The organism is Shewanella sp. Isolate8 (genome assembly GCF_022398495.1).
GTDB classification, from domain to species: Bacteria; Pseudomonadota; Gammaproteobacteria; order Enterobacterales; family Shewanellaceae; genus Shewanella; species Shewanella aquimarina.
Genome location: NZ_JAKEVI010000003.1, coordinates 113,393 through 130,120 on the forward strand (window position 1 = coordinate 113,393; position 16,728 = coordinate 130,120).

At 52.3% G+C, this 16,728-nt stretch carries 15 protein-coding genes; 9 read left to right on the forward strand and 6 right to left on the reverse strand.

Annotated features, from left to right (window positions below; genetic code table 11):
• Positions 1–85: 85 nt before the first annotated feature.
• Positions 86–331, reverse strand: a complete 246-nt coding sequence (locus L1D43_RS12975) for a hypothetical protein (protein ID WP_239853209.1) — start codon at positions 329–331, stop codon at positions 86–88.
• A 209-nt stretch (positions 332–540) separates the two neighbouring features.
• Between L1D43_RS12975 and L1D43_RS12980 the strand changes: the two genes are divergently transcribed.
• From L1D43_RS12980 to L1D43_RS12995, 4 genes are all read left to right on the forward strand, one after another.
• Positions 541–1,293 (forward strand): sporulation protein, encoded by a 753-nt coding sequence (locus tag L1D43_RS12980; RefSeq protein WP_239852162.1) that lies wholly within the window; start codon positions 541–543, stop codon positions 1,291–1,293.
• Between the two features lie 175 nt (positions 1,294–1,468).
• Positions 1,469–2,074, forward strand: a complete 606-nt coding sequence (locus tag L1D43_RS12985) for a DsbA family protein (RefSeq protein ID WP_239852164.1) — start codon at positions 1,469–1,471, stop codon at positions 2,072–2,074.
• Between the two features lie 25 nt (positions 2,075–2,099).
• Positions 2,100–3,293 (forward strand): trypsin-like serine protease, encoded by a 1,194-nt coding sequence (locus tag L1D43_RS12990; protein WP_239852169.1) that lies wholly within the window; start codon positions 2,100–2,102, stop codon positions 3,291–3,293.
• Between the two features lie 221 nt (positions 3,294–3,514).
• Positions 3,515–4,000 carry a hypothetical protein gene (locus L1D43_RS12995; RefSeq protein WP_239852170.1) on the forward strand — a complete coding sequence of 162 codons (486 nt, stop codon included), beginning with the start codon at positions 3,515–3,517 and terminating at the stop codon, positions 3,998–4,000.
• 123 nt (positions 4,001–4,123) lie between these two features.
• On the opposite strand, the gene L1D43_RS13000 is transcribed toward L1D43_RS12995, so the two are convergent.
• The 3 genes from L1D43_RS13000 to L1D43_RS13010 form a co-directional block, all read right to left on the reverse strand.
• Positions 4,124–6,310, reverse strand: a complete 2,187-nt coding sequence (locus tag L1D43_RS13000) for an OsmC domain/YcaO domain-containing protein (RefSeq protein WP_239852171.1) — start codon at positions 6,308–6,310, stop codon at positions 4,124–4,126.
• Between the two features lie 178 nt (positions 6,311–6,488).
• On the reverse strand, positions 6,489–8,057 hold the full coding sequence (locus L1D43_RS13005; protein ID WP_239852172.1) for a sensor domain-containing diguanylate cyclase: 1,569 nt from the start codon (positions 8,055–8,057) through the stop codon (positions 6,489–6,491).
• Between the two features lie 217 nt (positions 8,058–8,274).
• On the reverse strand, positions 8,275–8,508 hold the full coding sequence (locus L1D43_RS13010) for a hypothetical protein (protein ID WP_239853211.1): 234 nt from the start codon (positions 8,506–8,508) through the stop codon (positions 8,275–8,277).
• Between the two features lie 347 nt (positions 8,509–8,855).
• Here L1D43_RS13010 and L1D43_RS13015 point away from each other — a divergent pair, with 347 nt between their 5' ends.
• Positions 8,856–9,758, forward strand: coding sequence for a transporter substrate-binding domain-containing protein (locus L1D43_RS13015; protein ID WP_239852173.1), 903 nt, complete (start codon positions 8,856–8,858; stop codon positions 9,756–9,758).
• Here the strand turns inward: L1D43_RS13015 and L1D43_RS13020 are convergent.
• Complete coding sequence (locus L1D43_RS13020) at positions 9,745–10,314, reverse strand: SOS response-associated peptidase (RefSeq protein ID WP_239852175.1); 570 nt, start codon at positions 10,312–10,314, stop codon at positions 9,745–9,747. The two genes, L1D43_RS13015 and L1D43_RS13020, sit on opposite strands and share 14 nt — an antisense overlap.
• A 359-nt stretch (positions 10,315–10,673) precedes the next feature.
• On the opposite strand from L1D43_RS13020, the gene L1D43_RS13025 reads away from it, so the two are divergent.
• On the forward strand, positions 10,674–12,392 hold the full coding sequence (locus tag L1D43_RS13025; RefSeq protein ID WP_239852176.1) for a hypothetical protein: 1,719 nt from the start codon (positions 10,674–10,676) through the stop codon (positions 12,390–12,392).
• Complete coding sequence (locus tag L1D43_RS13030; RefSeq protein WP_239852178.1) at positions 12,385–13,350, forward strand: hypothetical protein; 966 nt, start codon at positions 12,385–12,387, stop codon at positions 13,348–13,350. Before L1D43_RS13025 ends, L1D43_RS13030 begins: the two co-directional genes overlap by 8 nt.
• A gap of 94 nt (positions 13,351–13,444) precedes the next feature.
• Here the strand turns inward: L1D43_RS13030 and L1D43_RS13035 are convergent, their stop codons facing one another.
• The gene (locus L1D43_RS13035) at positions 13,445–13,831 is read right to left on the reverse strand and encodes a ribosome recycling factor family protein (protein ID WP_239852180.1); all 387 of its coding nucleotides are present in this window, start codon (positions 13,829–13,831) and stop codon (positions 13,445–13,447) included.
• 215 nt (positions 13,832–14,046) lie between these two features.
• Between L1D43_RS13035 and L1D43_RS13040 the strand changes: the two genes are divergently transcribed.
• Entirely contained in the window at positions 14,047–14,295 is a 249-nt protein-coding gene (locus tag L1D43_RS13040) for a DUF3297 family protein (RefSeq protein ID WP_011866839.1), read from the forward strand.
• A gap of 409 nt (positions 14,296–14,704) precedes the next feature.
• Entirely contained in the window at positions 14,705–16,705 is a 2,001-nt protein-coding gene (locus tag L1D43_RS13045; RefSeq protein ID WP_345773707.1) for a methyl-accepting chemotaxis protein, read from the forward strand.
• The last annotated feature ends 23 nt before the right edge of the window (positions 16,706–16,728 follow it).

The following is a 16,728-nucleotide window of genomic DNA, read 5'->3' on the forward strand; positions in this document are numbered from 1 at the left end:
TCCCTAATACTCATTTAGAGTTAAGGGAACAAAATAATTAAGCCCGCGGTATCATGCCGCGGGCTTAATTTTTTATATCAATTGCTTAGTGGCGCGAGACGCCATGACGCACCATCTCTTTACCCTGCTCGAACACTTCGTCTGTTATCCAACGGGCATGCAGGAGTTTATGGTTCTTGTCGAACACCGCCACAAAATGGCGGCCATCGGCGTTATTGGTTGCCATGCCGACCCCTTCGACGCCTTCCAGTCCCAGACCACCGTTTTCCACCGCCAGCAGGAAGCTGGCAAGATCGTCCAGGTTATCAATTACAGTCTTATCATCACTCATGACTTTGCTTCTCATCTTTGCGCCTGCCCCCAGGCCTAACACTATGTGGCGTACTCTACCCTGAGTCAGGCTGGATGTGAACCTTGTTGGCGTCATAGCCCTCAGGCGCTAGGCTTGAGGCGTTGAAAATGCCGTTACACACTGGCAGTTGCAGCGCAAAACGGACAATGTTAGGGTCTGCGCGACTGATAAACCTTCAAGGAAAGAAAATGTTAAAGAAAATCTTAGCCAGTGTCGGCATAGGCAAGGCCAGCGTCGATACCATTTTGCTCGATGAGCAACTGCGCGCAGGAGAGCCCTTTCGCATCGAGGTGGTGATCACTGGCGGTGAAGTGGAACAGGAGCTCAACGGCCTGGAATTTGCCATCATGGCCGAGGCCAAGGCGGAAAAAAGCGTCGGCGACGACGAGATAAAATACCACAAGAGCCTGGTGCTGCAGAGCTGGAAGCCGATGCTGAAGCAGACCATAGCCCCGGGTGAGACCATCACGCGTCAGTTCAGCCTCAATCTGCATCCAGAGACGCCGGCCACCCGCCTCTTTGGCCAGCGCATCGGCAAAGTCTGGCTACAGACAGGCCTGGATATCAAGAACGGCATCGACGGCAGCGACCAAGACCCGCTAACCATCTTGCCCTCACCCACCCAGCTGGCGGTGTTAGAGCTTATCGAGCAGGCGGGCTATCGCCTCTACAAAACGGATATCGAGGCGGGTTATATCCATGCTCGCGAGTTTGCCTCGCATCTGCCTTGCTATCAGGAGTATGAGTTTAAGCCCGAGTCACACTCCTTCTTCGGTGCCAGGGAGCTGGAAGTCAGCTTCGTCGACAACGGCGAGGAGACAGGTGTGCTGATTGAGGTAGATCGCGCCTTCTTAGGCGACGGCTATCGCAGCATCGCCATCCCTAACGAATTGGACTCCGTAGAGGCGGTTCGTCCCTATGTGGAAGAACTGCTTTCATAATTGCGGGCGAATATGGCGGTCGTGATAACTCATCAAGCACGATCGCCGTAAAAAGAGTCGCCGTAACAAGAGTCGCCATAACAAGAGCCATCACAGCACTCAATAAGCTGTTATCAATTCAATGCCTATGCACCATGATAGTATGCATACTATTTCGACAGAGAATCGGCCCGATATGAATAAGCTGTATTATGTTTACGACCCCATGTGCTCCTGGTGCTGGGGATTCAAGCCCACCTGGGCGAAAATCGAGCAGGCGCTATCGGGCGAGATTGAGATAGTTTATCTGCTTGGCGGGCTCGCGCCAGATAGCGACCAACCTATGCCGATAGCTATGCAACAGCAGATCGCCGCGTATTGGCGCAGAATCGAGGCCATGCTAGGCACAGAGTTTAATCATGAGTTTTGGGCGCTCAACACGCCAAGGCGAGCAACCTACCCCGCCTGCAGGGCCATACTGGCCGCCCGCGCTCAACAAGCCGAAACCGAGATGCTAACCGCCATACAAGAGGCCTACTATCTTAAGGCGCGTAACCCGAGTGACGATGCCGTGTTGAGCGATTTAGCCAAAAATCTGGGGCTGGATGAAGCCAAATTCAACGCCGACTTACGCCGTGAAGCGACCCAGCAAGCCCTATTGGCCGAAATCCAGTTTGCGCGCTCTATCGGTGGTAATAGCTTCCCCTCCCTGTTTGTGCAGAGCCCAGCTGGCATCACGCCAATCACCATAGATTACCAGCATGCCGACACCTGTATTGAGCAGATAAAACATGCCCGATAGCGCTAATTAAAGAGAACAACATAAAATGGACTTTATCCCCAAGACACTGCTTTTACTGGCTGTATTGATAACATCTCACTGTCATGCATTTGAGTTTTCTGACCAAGACTCGCGCGTACAGGTCACGCAAATCGGTCAGATAGTGCCAGCCGAAAGTGTCGGCAATTTGGTGGTCATCAAAAACCGACTGACCACAGACACCCGCTCCCTCTGCACGGCTATTCTGATCGCTGAGCAATACTTAATGACTTCAGCCCATTGCGTATTCGACCACTTGGGTGCAACCCCAGCCATGAGTGTTGAATTTTTTCCTCAATTCCTCGGTGAGGGGCAACAAAAACGCTCTAGGGTATTTATCGAGGAGGGGTGGATACACAAGCAGTACATCAAGGAGGACTACAAGGAGGTTCAACAGTTTCCCAATGGCTTGGTATCACTGAATCGTAATACTCACACTAGCGATCTCGCTATCTTAAAAGTCATTAATCCTAATACAGGACAAGGGCTTGGTAAGCGCTTTGGCTATGTGAAGCCAATAAGTGAAAGCGCAATTTCCACTGAAGCCCATCATCTTCCCGTGAGCCTGTTGAGCTACCCCTCGGATAAAGCAGAAAACACACTTTGGTATCAAGATTGTGAGCTAAAGAAAACAAGCTCACTCATAGGTCAATCCAATTGCCGTGTTGCCCCAGGCGCAAGTGGTGCAGGCATGATGATGAAAGATCCCAAAACCAGGAGGCATAGATTAATCGGGGTCTTATCAAGCGCCAAAGAGAACGGTCATATTGGTGAAGCGGTACTCTTTTCAAATGAGGTGATTCAAGACATAGAGCAAATCATTGCTCGGCATCCCGATAAGGTCACTCAGTTTGAGCAAGTGGCATTCAAAACCACGAAGAAAGTCTATATCCATATCGAAAACCGCTGTGATAGAGAGATCATTGCTCAGGCCTATCACCAACCCGAGGGCAGGGATGATTGGGGAGTCATAAAACGTACCATCCCAATAAATAGATCAGCCCTATTTAATGCCATAAACAGTCGAACCTGGTACAGCAATATTCGCGATAAGAATAACACTCCCTACAACGTCGGTAGAGATAAGGCATTCTTGATCGATGGAGAAACTTACTTTTTTAAACAACGTGCCGTCCCATACCTCAACGACAATGGCGGCTTATTCTATGGTGACTATTTCCTTAGAGTGCATTGTTTGTAAGGCAAAACCTATTAAGGATACATTGGCAGTGTTCTCGACGCTGGCACCTAATCGATAAATCGCGTAAAATATCGCCGCCTAATTTATAGCCCAAACATTTAATTACTAAACAAAACAGAAGCCCTTAGCGGGGTATAACAGAAGCCCCAGAAGCCCTTAGCGGGGCATAACAGAAGCCTTTAGCAGGGAAAACGCTAAGGCTAATCACTTAAGGACGAGTCATGGACCCTATCTCCCAGCTGTTTGCCGCCTATCTGGAAATGGTCAGCAGCAACATTGTCGCCAGCTATGAAGATGCCGCCAACACCCGTGTCGTCAGCCAGCGCCTGGTGTATGAAGACACGGCCATCGGCTTTCAGCATCAGCTATGGCGAATCCGAGATAACAGCGTCTGCGCCGACATCAAACAGGATGTCACCCAATATGCCTACTGCACCCGCAAGGCCAAGCGCATGTTTACCAGTCTGTGCCAGCAGCTTTCTAGACGTGACGATCTCAATCAGCATGGCAGACGCCTATCGACCATGTACTGCAGCGCCTCCCTCAGCTATAAACCTATGATCGCCCACATAGGCGAGCCAAGCATGCGCAGTGAGCAGCAAAGAGCGCAGAAGCGCTGTAATGAGTTGATCCTCAAGGCAATGCAAGACAAGCGCCCAGAGGTGCAGCAGCAAAAGGCGGCCGCCTGCGCCAGGGCTAACGGCTAACCGCTCGGCTAACCGACACCCAAAAGCGAGCACCAAACAGCAAGCACAAAAAAGCGAGCACCAAGGCTCGCTTTTTTAACTCGCTATCTGTAACTCACTATCTGTAACTCACAGTACTAAAGATTAAAGGCCGGCTTTAATTTTGCGGGCCTGATGCAGCTTCTTGTAGCTCTCGATGAGACGCAGGTGCGGCTCTATCCCTTCCAGCGCCATGCTGGTCTCGGTAAGGCCTGAGAAGCGCACCTCGCCATTTACCGAACCTACCACCTGAGCCATCACCTCTTCACCAAACATGCGAGTAAAGTTAAGAATAAAGTCTTCAAGCTCAAGCTCTTCATCCAGAGTCACCTCGAGTACCGCGCTCATCGCCTGGTAGAAGAGGCCGCGCTGAACCGTGTTGTCGTTGAACTGCAGGAAGTCCTCCACCAGCTCCAGCGCCTCTTCGTGTGCGCCCAACGCCAGATAGATAAGGATCTTCAGCTCGATAATGGTCAGCTGTCCCCAGACGGTGTTTTCGTCGAACACGATACCGATTAGAGTGCGGATATCCGTGTAGTTATCCAGCTGACTCTCTTCCAGACGATTGACCAGTTCGGCAAGCTCATCATCGCTCAGCCTGTGCAGGTTGAGGATATCTTCACGATAGTCCAGCGCCTTGTTGGTGTTGTCCCAGATGAGGTCGTCCACCGGATAAACCTCAGAGTAATCTGGCACCAGGATACGACAGGCCGACGCCCCCAGCTCTTCAAACTCGGCGATATAGACCTCCTTACCCAGGGTTTCCAGAATGCCGAACAGCCCCTTGGCCTCCTCCTCGTTGCTGCCGGAGAAGTCCCACTCGCAGAACTTATAATCCGCCTTATTGCTGAAGAAGCGCCAGGAGATCACCCCGGTCGAGTCGATGAAGTGCTCGACGAAGTTTTCCGGCTCGCTCACCGCCATGCTGTTGAAGGTCGGCTTAGGCACATCGTTGAGTCCCTCGAAGCTGCGGCCCTGTAGCAGCTCGGTCAGGCTGCGCTCCAGTGCCACCTCGAAGCTTGGGTGCGCGCCGAAAGAGGCGAACACGCCGCCCGTCTTAGGGTTCATCAGGGTCACACACATCACGGGGAACTGACCCCCTAAGGAGGCGTCTCTCACCACCACGGGGAAGCCTTGCTCCTCAAGCCCCTTGATGCCGGCCAGAATGCTGGGGTACTTCTCCAGCACAGACATGGGCACATCCGGCAGCACTATCTCTTGCTCGATGATCTGACGTTTCACCGCACGCTCGAAGATCTCCGACAGACACTGCACCTCGGCCTCCTGCAGGTTATTGCCCGCACTCATGCCATTGCTTAAAAACAGGTTCTCGATCAGGTTCGAGGGGAAATAGACTGTCTCGCCATCGGAACGACGCTTATAAGGAATGGTGCAGATACCGCGCTCGATATTGCCCGAGTTAGTGTCGATCAGGTGTGAGCCGCACAGCTCGCCATCTGGGTTGTAGATGGCCAAGCTGTAGTCGTCCAGCATCCCTTCTGGCAGCGAGTCGTCATCGGTCAGGGCAAACCACTTCTCGTTAGGGTAGTGAACAAAATCACTATTGGCGATATCCAGGCCGAAGAACTGATCGTTGTAGAAGAAGTTACAGTTCAGACGTTCGATAAACTCACCTAGGGCCGAGCAGAGGGCACTCTCCTTGCTCGCGCCCTTACCATTGGTGAAGCACATAGGCGAGGCCGCATCACGGATATGCAGCGACCAGACGTTAGGTACTATGTTACGCCAGGAGGAGATCTCTATCTTCATCCCCAGATCGGCTAACAGGCCTGTCATGTTGGCGATGGTCTGCTCCAGCGGCAGATCTTTACCCAGAATATAGGTGCTGGTGTCACCATCAGGCTGGCCCATCAACATGGCGTTGGCATCGGCGTCTAAGTTTTCCACCGTCTCAATCTTAAACTCGGGGCCGGTCTGCACCACCTTCTTAACCGTACAACGGTCGATGGAGCGCAGGATCCCCTCGCGATCTTTATCCGAGATGTCATCGGGCAGCTCTACCTGGATCTGGAAGATCTGGTTGTAGCGATCTTCTGGGTCGACAATATTGTTCTGCGACAGGCGGATATTGTCGGTGGGAATATCACGGGCCTTGCAGTAGACCTTAACGAAGTAGGCGGCGCACAGGGCAGACGATGCCAAGAAGTAATCAAAGGGGCTAGGCGCCGAGCCATCACCCTTGTAACGGATCGGCTGATCGGCGGTAACGGTAAAGTCGTCGAACTTGGCTTCGAGTCTAAGGTTATCGAGAAAATTAACTTTGATTTCCATGGGGTGCTTTCCACTGCGCTGCAACGCCCTGAGGCCCAACAGGCTATTTTTGAGAATGAAACAATTGAGGGGAATTATCGGTGTTTTTACCCCATTAGTCTTGGGTTAATTACCGAAAAAGGCCAAATGGCCGGAATTAATGCCAAAGACGGCGCCTAAGCGCCGCCTTTGGACCCATCTAGGGCATCTGCTGATTCTTCTGTCCCATCTTGTGTTCATACATCAGGCTGTCGGCACGCTCTATGATGCTATCCACATCGTCAGTCTCGTGCAGCAGCTGAGTACAGCCAAAGCTCAGGCTCCAGGCCTTACCTGTCTTACCCAGTCCCATCACGCCATAGGCGGCCTGAATTCGCTCCATGATATCGTTGGCACATCTGCCGTCACAGTCCACAAAGACGATCAGAAACTCATCTCCGCCGATACGTGCGGCAAAGTCACCATTGCGGATCGACATGTTGATCACCTCGGCCACGCCCCTGAGCAGATCGTCTCCCGCCTCATGACCATGCAGATCATTGGTCCTCTTCAGATCGTTCACATCGATAAAGCTCACCGCCAGATCGAACTTTTGGCGTCGGCTTTGGCTGATGTTCTTGCCCAGATACTCTATGATGGCGCTGCGATTATACAGGCCTGTCAGGGCATCGTGACGGGCATCGAAGGTCAGCTGGCTAAACAGACGCTGCTGCTCGACCTGAGCGCTGGCCAGCTTGTAGGCCAGGAAGACAAACATGGGTGACACCAACAAGAAGGCGATCAGCGCGCTGTTGTTGAGATTCTGCTGGGTGGCCTGAATCTTACTCTCGGGCACAAACATAACCAGATAGGCGCTCTCCTTATTCACTATGGTAAACAGTGAATCTGGCGCCAGCTGAAAGCGGCTGAAATAATACTCGCCATCGTCCGTCACCACCTTGCCAAGCTCCGCCTGTTGCATCTTGCGCCAGGCCACTGGGTGGTCATCACCAAACTTAAGCTGCTCACGCTCGGGGAACATGAAGCGCCACTCCTTATCGGCTTGATCTGCCATAAGGTAGAAGCCTTTACCGTTAAGCAGATAGGCCTTGTCATGTTCATGCACATTCAGCGCTTCGATGATCTGCAACAGGTCTTTACCCTGATAGTTGATCACTCCTGCACCGATAAAATCCCCGGCCGGGCCATAGATAGGCGTGGCGAAACGTATGGTGGGCTTAAAGGGTAGCTCCACCTCGCCATGCTCGATATTGAGATCGAAGGGCGAGGCATAGATCTCCTGCGGCCTGAGTCCGGCAAGCTCGCGGAAATAGTATCTGTCCGCCTTATTCTGCAGCGCCTCGTCCGGCACCAGATAAAGGCTGTCGTCCCGCAGTTGATCGATGCGGATCACCTCATCGCCCTCATCATTGAGTAGGCGGATCTGATCGTAATGCTTGTATAGGTTACCGATCTGGAACATCAGCGAGGTAAGATAACGCTTGGCCTGAGGGTCTTTATCTTGCAGGGTCGAGATGGCCAGCTCACTGTGGGCATAGTAGGCCAAGTCCGTTCCTACGATATTCAGCTCGGCGAGTAGGCTTGCCTGCATGTTGCCAAGCTCGGCATATTGGCGCATCTCCCGCTGTTTGGCGATATTGTTGCTGGACGTCAGGTAGACAATCGCCAACACGGCAGACAGAAACAATAGGAGCAACAAGGAATAGAGCATGCTCTTCTTGTACTTAGCGGAGGTCAGGTTAGCCTCCTGATGATCGTCTCTATACATAATAGCGATACGTTAATACTCATCCAGATTAAACAAGAAGGCCTGCTCGGCAGGCCTATTTGAGCCTAGTATAAATTACCTTGCCTTTCAAAACCTTAACCTTGTGTTAAAAACTGAGTTTTAATTCAACATTTGCTAACTATAGATAAGAATCGACCGATAGCTGGCCATGGTTCTAAGTGCACTCATGCTGATATCAAGGCAATACTAATCCGACTCAATCATCCTGCCTGTCGGCCTCGCGCTTAACCAGGATAAAGGTGAGATACATCTTGGTGGGTAGCGAGAGCACCATGCCGAAGGCCACACAGACGGCGCTGATGATAATGCCCGTCACCCCCATGGCCTCCATGGTGTCACTAAAGTTATGCAGATAGATCCCGAGCGCGATCAGGCAAAGCCCGATAAAGATACAGGTCTTTAACAGGCGAATAAGCTTGGCATCCGTCAGTTCTCCCATAGTGGCCTCATCCCCATACCTGCAGCGCAAAGCATTAAACCTAACTAATATACTAAGCACTCATAGGCGCCATATTGACCAGGATCATAAGAAAGCCTCTGAGCCCCAGCTAAAGGCTCTGGCTGGAAGAAGCTAAATGCAAAGACTAGGCTTACAGAGGTGGCTCACCCTTTGAGCAGGTTCCAAATTGATGACATAGAATCACACGAGCACCAGTAACCACAGTGATTAACCAAGCGTCCGACAACCTGGCAGGCCATAGTTCGAACAGAAGTAGTACGAACAGAAGTAGTACGAACAATAGTAGTCTGAATAAAAACAGTGCGAACAAAATTAGTGTGAACAGAAAAATACTCTTACTCATATTGCTGTTAACCTCGCCTTGGCAAGCCTGGGCGCAAGCCGACGCCTCCCTATGTCCAACGCCGTTAAACGTCGGTTTCAACGACTGGGCCCCCTACTCCTGGACAGCTCCACAGGGCGAAGTACTAGGCCTGGATGTCGAGATGCTCTCCTTGATCGCCCGGCAGCTGGGTTGTCGCCTCAACTTCATCAAGATGCCAGCCAAACGAGCCCACCAGATGTTACAAACCGGCATGCTAGACATCATAATGGGTGCCAGCTATACCGATGAAAGAGCCAACTACGCTTACTTTTCAAATAGCTATCGTAGTGAAGAGGTCAAACTCTTCGTGAAGGCGGAGAGAGCCGAACAGATAAACGTCGAAAAGTGGCAAGATATCTTTAGTCAACAGCTTAAACTATTGGCCCCCTTCTACGGCTGGTATGGCCCCGACTACCAGGCGTCTAAAGATACCCTGTCACATCAAGGCCTGCTGGTACTGAGCCCAAACACTAACCAATCGATCCAGATGCTGGCCTATGACAGAGGCGATATCCTGATCGGCGATGCCATGGCCCTGCCTTATACGGCCAATCAATCCCATGGCGTGGTGCTCTCGCCACTCAGTCTCTTGGTCGACAGCAACCAGATCCACTTCATGTTCAGTAAGCAGGTAAACCATTTGGCACTCGTCAGCGCCGTCAATCAGGCCATCGACATCCTCTCCCAGCAGGGGGCATTAGCCAAAGTGATGATGAAGTGGCAACAAACCTCGCTGGCACACACCCAGGAGCACACAGATAATCCTCCGGCCCAGCCAGAATCAAACCCGCGTCCCGATGGCGCATTAATCCCCCAGGCGCAGGAGATAGGCCTCACAGCCGCTAACAGCTGGTGATAGACAAGGGAATATCCGGCGAGCTCAGCAGTGCATCCAACTCATGGGGTGCAGCGCCAAACCAGAAGTCCAGCGCCTGCGGCTCGACAAGCAGCGGCATACGGTGATGGTAGGGGGAGCAGCTGGCAATCGGCTTGGTGGTCAGGGTCACCAGGGCATGATCACCATCAAGCTGAGGATAGACTAGCCCCGCCATCAAGAGCGGTTGCCCGTCACGCCTCTGAAACAGATACTTCTGCTTAGCACCATTCGCCTGTTGCCACTCATACCAGCCGCTACAGGGCACCACTACCCTGTGATGAGCAAACGCCTGGGCGAAGGTAGGTTTCTCTCTAACCGTCTCGGCCTGCGCGTTGATCAGCAGGCGTTTGGCCCAATCGGGTTTTATCCCCCAACTGGCATCGACCTGGTTTAGGGCCATACCGTCGGATGCTAGGGTTGCCACCCGCTGGGTGGGTCTGAGATCCCTATTGGTCTCGCTGTGAAACTTAATCCCCAGCTGACCCGACACCCAGTCGCACAGGGGATCGCTAATCACATTGAGTCGGCCACACATGCTCTACTCCTTATTAGCTCTATTCCTTCTTAGCTCTCTTCCTTCTTAGCTCTATTCTTGCCGAGCTGCTTATTGTTTATTGAGCCAAGCCCCTTTACGCCAGATTCAAATGTAAACCTTGCAAGGGCCAAGCTAAAACACCGGGCTGTCGCTGTCCAATCCCGCTTTCGGCCAGGTGCCCAAAGACAAACTTGTTAATCTTCTGTGATTAATCACACACTTAGGTGGATGCTTAGGTTTCTTTTCCCCTCGGCTATAGGTATAGTTTTTAACAAAAGTAACCCTAGTTCGTGGCGCACCGACTCAATCACTCAGCCCAACTCGCGCCATGACACCTCAGCTCGGACACGGAAGCGACAATGATAAAACTGATCATTCTTGGCTGTTTTGTGACATGGATGTTTATTCGCAAGCTCAGCAAGTCTAAACCCGACTCGATTTGGCGACTCAAGCTAAGACGCCTGACCCGCTACCTCATGCTTGGCGCCGTCTCCTGGTTTTTGGTGATCGCGTTTGGCTCGGTGAAATACCAGATCTACACAGACAAGATATACACCTACAAGAGCAAGGTGCAAACCGTATTCGCCTGGGAAGAGAACCGCCTGCTGCCCATTAAAGCATTGGCCAAGCCCGTGCTACTGTCGCTGGACTATCAGACCAGCTTTCCCATGAGTCAGGCCACCGAGAAATCCCTCAGCAAGCAATATCCCTACGAGCCGCGCTTTCAGGGAATAAGCAAGTTCTTAGGCACCTTACTGCTGCTTGTCTGGCTCACCGCCTATCTGTCTCGCCATCGCCATACCGATAAGCGCTGGCAGGAGGCCGTCGCCAGCGACACCAAGGCCGGCTACCGCGACTTCTTAACCTGGGCGCGCAGCAATCCCCTCAGGCGTGCCCACTGCACCGGCATGCTCAAGAAGGCAGATATCGCCATGCAGTCTATCGACCAGCGCGGACGCCTGAAACTCGAGATGTACCGCAAGGGTTGGGCCGAGCGCGGGCTCAACGCCGAGTTTCTCGACATGCTACATAAGGTGATCAAGGCGGGTCATTCACAGATCAGCATCAAGGCTGCCCATATGCCCTGCACCAAAACGGCGGCCGAGATCGAAGACATTAACATGCTCGTCTCTGGTTGGAGTGGCCTAGACCCGCAGCTGTTCATGCAACGCTACTACGCAAATCGCAAGGCGCGCGCCGAGCGAAAAGCCGAGCCCGATGCCTTTGAGGCGCAGCTACTCAAGACCCCGGAACACCTGCGCTTCACCTATCCTGAGCCTCATGTCGCCGGCAGACTGCTGGAGAAGCAGCTTGCCAGCGTGCTCAACCAAGGTAAGAAACGCTTTCTTGGCGATGAATTATTACAGTTCACCCCACACAGCGAGTTAGGCCTTAAGCAACCTGAGGTAAGGCTCGAATTTAGCTATATGCAGTCCCTCAATGCACAGCAGGGTAATCGTGCATCGGGTGTCTGGACGGGAGAGCTCAAGCACAAGACCATCACCATGGGGGACACCCAATATCCTGGCGGTAACATGCTCTGGCTGGTATTCGGTCTGGTGTTCGAGTGGCGCCTGATTATCGATGGCGTAGAGGTCAACAAAGGAGAATATAAGTGCTATCCAGACTCCAACATCTGTAACGTTAGCCGCCCGACCAAACAGAATATGCCGGAGAAAGCGGAAATCGAGAGACATATCTTCGATGTTGTCGCGCTTTCCAACATCAGCTCGCTATTCGCCCAGATGATGGGCATCAGCGAGGAGAAAATTAACCAACATACCATAGAGCTAAGCAACCAGACCGCCTTCGAAGCCAAGCGCCAGACCCAGGCCTCTAACCAGCTGGCCGACAAGCTCGAAGATGCCCTCAGGGGTGAGGCGTTAGACGAGCTGATCAAGAGCAGCGGCGAGGAACTCTATAAGCAAAACAAAGAGATGGTCGATGCGGTCATTCGTGACTATATCGTCAATCACGGCGACACAGATACCGTATTAATGGTTATCGACCTACTTGGTGAAGCCGCCCCGGAACTGGCCGCTAGCCTGCTGCAGATCATCGGAGGTTCAGATGAATAAATGGATTTTACCTTGCTGCGGGGCGCTGCTACTTATCCTCGCCCCCGAGGTCGCCCACGCCGATCTGAAACAGAAGATCAAAGACAAGATAGAAGATGGCATCTTCGAGGCCTTTGCCGGTGAACTGGCCAAGCTGCCTGGGCTATCACACCTGATAGCTCAGGTGGAAGGTAACCAGTATCAACTGATAAGTACCAACAAAAATGCAGGCCTGCTGGTTCTGGGCCGCAACAGCGATCTCGACAATGCAACCCTGTCTACCCGTGCCAACGGAGCGGGTTTTGAGATCAGCCGCCAAGCCTACCTGACCCCCGGTACCTATTGGCTCAAGGCCAGCCCCAAGGATAAGAAGAAGCAGGCCATCTCCCGCAAGGTCTATGTTCAGGCCAAGCGCCGCAGCCAGGTGACTCTCACTTTTTGGGAGAAGGGACGCAAGACCTTTCCTTTGGAGATAGTGACCCAGCCGACCTCGGCTAAGGTCAGGGTGATGAACATAGGGCCTAAATATGAGTTTGGCATGCCCCTCAGACCTGGAGACTACCAGCTTGAGGTGAGCGACAAGGGCTATAAAACCCGCAAACTTAAGGTGAGGCTGGACCACAACCAGAATCAGTTTGGGATCAGCCTACAGCCGCTGAGTGGCAAAGCGGTCACGGCGGCAAAAGGCGACACAACTAAAGCAGATACTGGCGCAGATACAGGCGCGGATACAGAAGCGGACAGAGGCGCGCAGAGCCACAAGCCGAGCCAAACCGCCGGTGACCAAGCGGCAAAATCTGTCGATGCCAAACAAGATGGCGAAACGGACAAGGCCAAGAAGAAACCTTCGACCACCATAGAGGTGATCGTCTGGGTACTGATGATCGGCGGTTTTATCGGTTTCTGCTGGCTCACCTATAAATTGTTCACCTTTATTTTTACCCTGATGGGCACTGCCTGGCGCAAGCTGAGCGCCTAGCCTAATCTCATCGAGTCGCGTAATGACTCATCTAACAAAAAGGGGGGATGGCCAGCCTGGCAATCCCCCTTCTTTTTTGATTTAAAAACAGCATTTAACTGTCGGCCTCAAACCTTGCTTGGCGAGCCTCTATGATGGTGCACTGGGTCTGTTCCATCAGCTCCCCCAGGGTGATACCTGGGGTCTCTCGGATCATTCGCACCAACTTCACCTCCAGGGGCTCTAACTTATCGGCATGCGGCAGTAGGCCAGCCTCCAGCTTAGTGATCAGATAGGGCGCCATCGCCGGCTGACACTGCTTGAGTGCCTGGGTAAAAGACTGCACATCAACCGCCCCGCCCACCAGCTGCCAATTACGTGAGCGTCGCACCCGCTTCAGGCTGCAACCAAAATCCTCGGCTAAGGTCTGCGCCTGAGTCACCTTCTCGCGACCGATTCGATGAATCAGCGAGGGTAAGGCGATGACGATCGCTTCATTCATGGCGGCAATGTCCTCGGGCTAGAGTCTCAACTTAACCTTAGTGCTTGGGATGAAGTGCTAAGGCTTAAAATGAATCGTGAGCGCCTTAAATAAGGCAGGAGTGAGCGCCATTCTTCCAGCCCAAAGCCAAAAACTCAAGGCGGGTTTATTCGCTTGAGCCCATAACCAGTATTGCCTACAATAGCGCACAACTTATTTGATTGAAGATAACCACTATGACTGACACTAAATCACTACCTGCATTGCCCGATCGCCTATCCGTCAATCCACGTAGTCCACACCATGTGGCCGACTACTTCGAGCACGACATCGGCATTCTTGTAAACGGCAAAGAGCGCTTCAACGTCGAAGAGTATTGCATCAGTGAAGGCTGGGTGAAGATCCCTAGCCCTAAGGCTCTGGACCGTCACGGCCAACCGCTAATGATGACAGTCAAAGGCACCATCGAAGCCTTCTACAAGTAGTCGCTATCGGCCGCCTGCTTTAATCAAGCAAGGCAACAGGCTGAGACAAATCTACTGCGTAAAAGGGAAGCCCAGGCTTCCCTTTTTCATACTTGCTCTTCTCTATCACGCTGTCACTCCGTCGCTCTAGCCTCAATGGCTAATGTTGCCAACTAGTTAGACCCAGTTGCGATACCACCTGGCCCACCTCTTAGCAATATCTGTTAATCAACTCTCATTTGTGTCAAACAAGTTGCATCCACATCACGATTCTGTAACCACCCGATTGCCTTTAGTTGAATTTTGCCACTAAATATCCATTAGATTTTTCTTATATCTAGTCAAATTAACTAGGCTGGTTTTTATGAAAATAACAATAAAAGCTAAACTAATCATATTAGTAGGCGCTTTGCTCGTTGCAGTTTCCGGCTTGTTTATCATTAACACCTTCATCATCGCTCAGGAGGTGCTAAAACAAGAAGAGCGCAATATCAGTCATGAAGTTGAAGCCCTCATCAAACAGAACCTTATCGGCCAAGTCGACACTCTAAGCCGCTCAGTCAACGACCTCTACCAACAATCACGAGAAGAGAACATCAAACAGGCCTTAGGCGATGAGATCAAAATGTTCCGTGATGTCATTAACCGCCTATATGAAAATGACCTCACCGACGATCCCGCTATGTTGATCTACACCTTTCTCAATGAATACCGCTGGGGCGAGGGCCGCTACCTGTTTGCCTACAATGCCGACACCCTCGAAAACGAGGCCTCGGGCATGGGCGGTGTTTCCATGGGCAATAGCCGTGATGCACTGGATGAGCGAGGCAACTACTATGCGAGGGATATCGTCACCGCGGCCAAGGCTAATCCCATAGGCTACACCAGCTACTACTTCTCCAACCCATCAACCGGACAGGTGGAAGAAAAACTCTCTGCCTCTTTCTATTTCGAGCCGCTAAATTTAGTGATCGCCACAGGTGAATATGTCAGCACTCTGAGACAAGACAAGGTCAACAATGCCTTGCAAGCCATTTTGGCCGCCAAGTTTGGCGAGGATGGTCACTTCTGGATACAAGACCTCAACGGCAAGCTATTAGCCCATCCTCAGCAAGCACTGGTAGGACAGAGCACCAAAAACACCCAAGAAGCCAAACAGGTTTTGGGGGATCAAGCCGATGCCTTCCTTGAGCTCAGCATCACCAATCCGGCCACCAATAAGCAGCAGACTCAGATTGCCTATGTTAGGAAGATACTCCCCGAATGGGGCTGGGTCATAGGTACTGGTACCTATGAGTCCAGCATCAAAACCATAGAGCAGGGGCTTACCGATGGCACTGCGGCGATATTTGACGAAAAAATTTACCGTAGCATTGCCGTTGCCAGCGTTCTGATCATCGTTGCCCTGGCCTTCTGTGTGTTTTTGCTCAACAAGATCATCGCCGACATGGTGATGTTGAAAAACCGTATCGATGCCCTATCGACCGGGGATGCCGACCTAACCTCAAGACTCGCCATCAACAGCAAAGATGAACTGGCGGCCATCGGACATTCGGTCAATAGCTTTATCGGCTATCTGCAGGCCATGTTGCTTGAGATCTCTCAGGCCTCCAGCAAAATCACCCGCGAGATCAGCCAGCTCGACAGCCACTCGGAGCGCAACAGCCTGGCGCTAGACAATCACAGAGCGGAAACCGAGCTAGTAGTCACCGCCATTAGCCAGATGAATGCCTCGGCCGATGCCGTCGCCCAGAGCGCGGTAAAAATGGCCGGCAGCACCCAGCAGGCCGACAACGAAGCACAGACCTCTAGCCTCAGAGTCTCTGACGCCGCTAACAGTGTTAAGGCCCTGGTCGAGGAGATGCAGTCGGCCACCCAAAGCATTCATACCATGAGCGGTAATACCAATCAGATCATCTCGGTATTGAGCGTGATAAAAGAGATCGCCGATCAGACCAATCTTCTCGCACTGAATGCCGCCATCGAGGCAGCCCGTGCAGGCGAGCAAGGTCGTGGCTTTGCCGTGGTGGCTGACGAGGTGCGCTCTCTCGCCTCACGTACCCAATCATGCACTAACCAGATTGAGCAGATCCTTTCCACCTTACGCCGCGACGCCGACACAGCGGAAAAGGTGATGCATGAAACCACCGACAGTTGTCACAGGGTCACCCAGGATACCGCACGCGTGACCTCTAGCCTGGGCACAGTCACCGGCTCTATCACAGAGATAAACGATCTCGGCAGTCAGATCGCCAGCGCCTCAGAGCAGCAGAGCACGGTCACGGCAGAGATCAGCCAGAACATGCACACGATAGAAGCCATGGCACAAGAGTTGGTACAAAACGGTAAAGACACGGTGACCAGTACCCAAAGCCTGGCTGCCGCCAATCAGAAGCTCAGCGCCATGGTGAATAAATTCAAGCTGGCCTAGGGTAGGATGAAAGCGCCTCCTAC

Bases quoted from the DNA above. Each gene is read 5' to 3' on its own strand.
- L1D43_RS12975 (WP_239853209.1), bottom strand. From the start codon at position 331: ATGAGTGATGATAAGACTGTAATTGATAACCTGGACGATCTTGCCAGC.
- L1D43_RS12980 (WP_239852162.1), top strand. From the start codon at position 541: ATGTTAAAGAAAATCTTAGCCAGTGTCGGCATAGGCAAGGCCAGCGTC.
- L1D43_RS12985 (WP_239852164.1), top strand. From the start codon at position 1,469: ATGAATAAGCTGTATTATGTTTACGACCCCATGTGCTCCTGGTGCTGG.
- L1D43_RS12990 (WP_239852169.1), top strand. From the start codon at position 2,100: ATGGACTTTATCCCCAAGACACTGCTTTTACTGGCTGTATTGATAACA.
- L1D43_RS12995 (WP_239852170.1), top strand. From the start codon at position 3,515: ATGGACCCTATCTCCCAGCTGTTTGCCGCCTATCTGGAAATGGTCAGC.
- L1D43_RS13000 (WP_239852171.1), bottom strand. From the start codon at position 6,310: ATGGAAATCAAAGTTAATTTTCTCGATAACCTTAGACTCGAAGCCAAG.
- L1D43_RS13005 (WP_239852172.1), bottom strand. From the start codon at position 8,057: ATGTATAGAGACGATCATCAGGAGGCTAACCTGACCTCCGCTAAGTAC.
- L1D43_RS13020 (WP_239852175.1), bottom strand. From the start codon at position 10,314: ATGTGTGGCCGACTCAATGTGATTAGCGATCCCCTGTGCGACTGGGTG.
- L1D43_RS13025 (WP_239852176.1), top strand. From the start codon at position 10,674: ATGATAAAACTGATCATTCTTGGCTGTTTTGTGACATGGATGTTTATT.
- L1D43_RS13030 (WP_239852178.1), top strand. From the start codon at position 12,385: ATGAATAAATGGATTTTACCTTGCTGCGGGGCGCTGCTACTTATCCTC.
- L1D43_RS13035 (WP_239852180.1), bottom strand. From the start codon at position 13,831: ATGAATGAAGCGATCGTCATCGCCTTACCCTCGCTGATTCATCGAATC.
- L1D43_RS13040 (WP_011866839.1), top strand. From the start codon at position 14,047: ATGACTGACACTAAATCACTACCTGCATTGCCCGATCGCCTATCCGTC.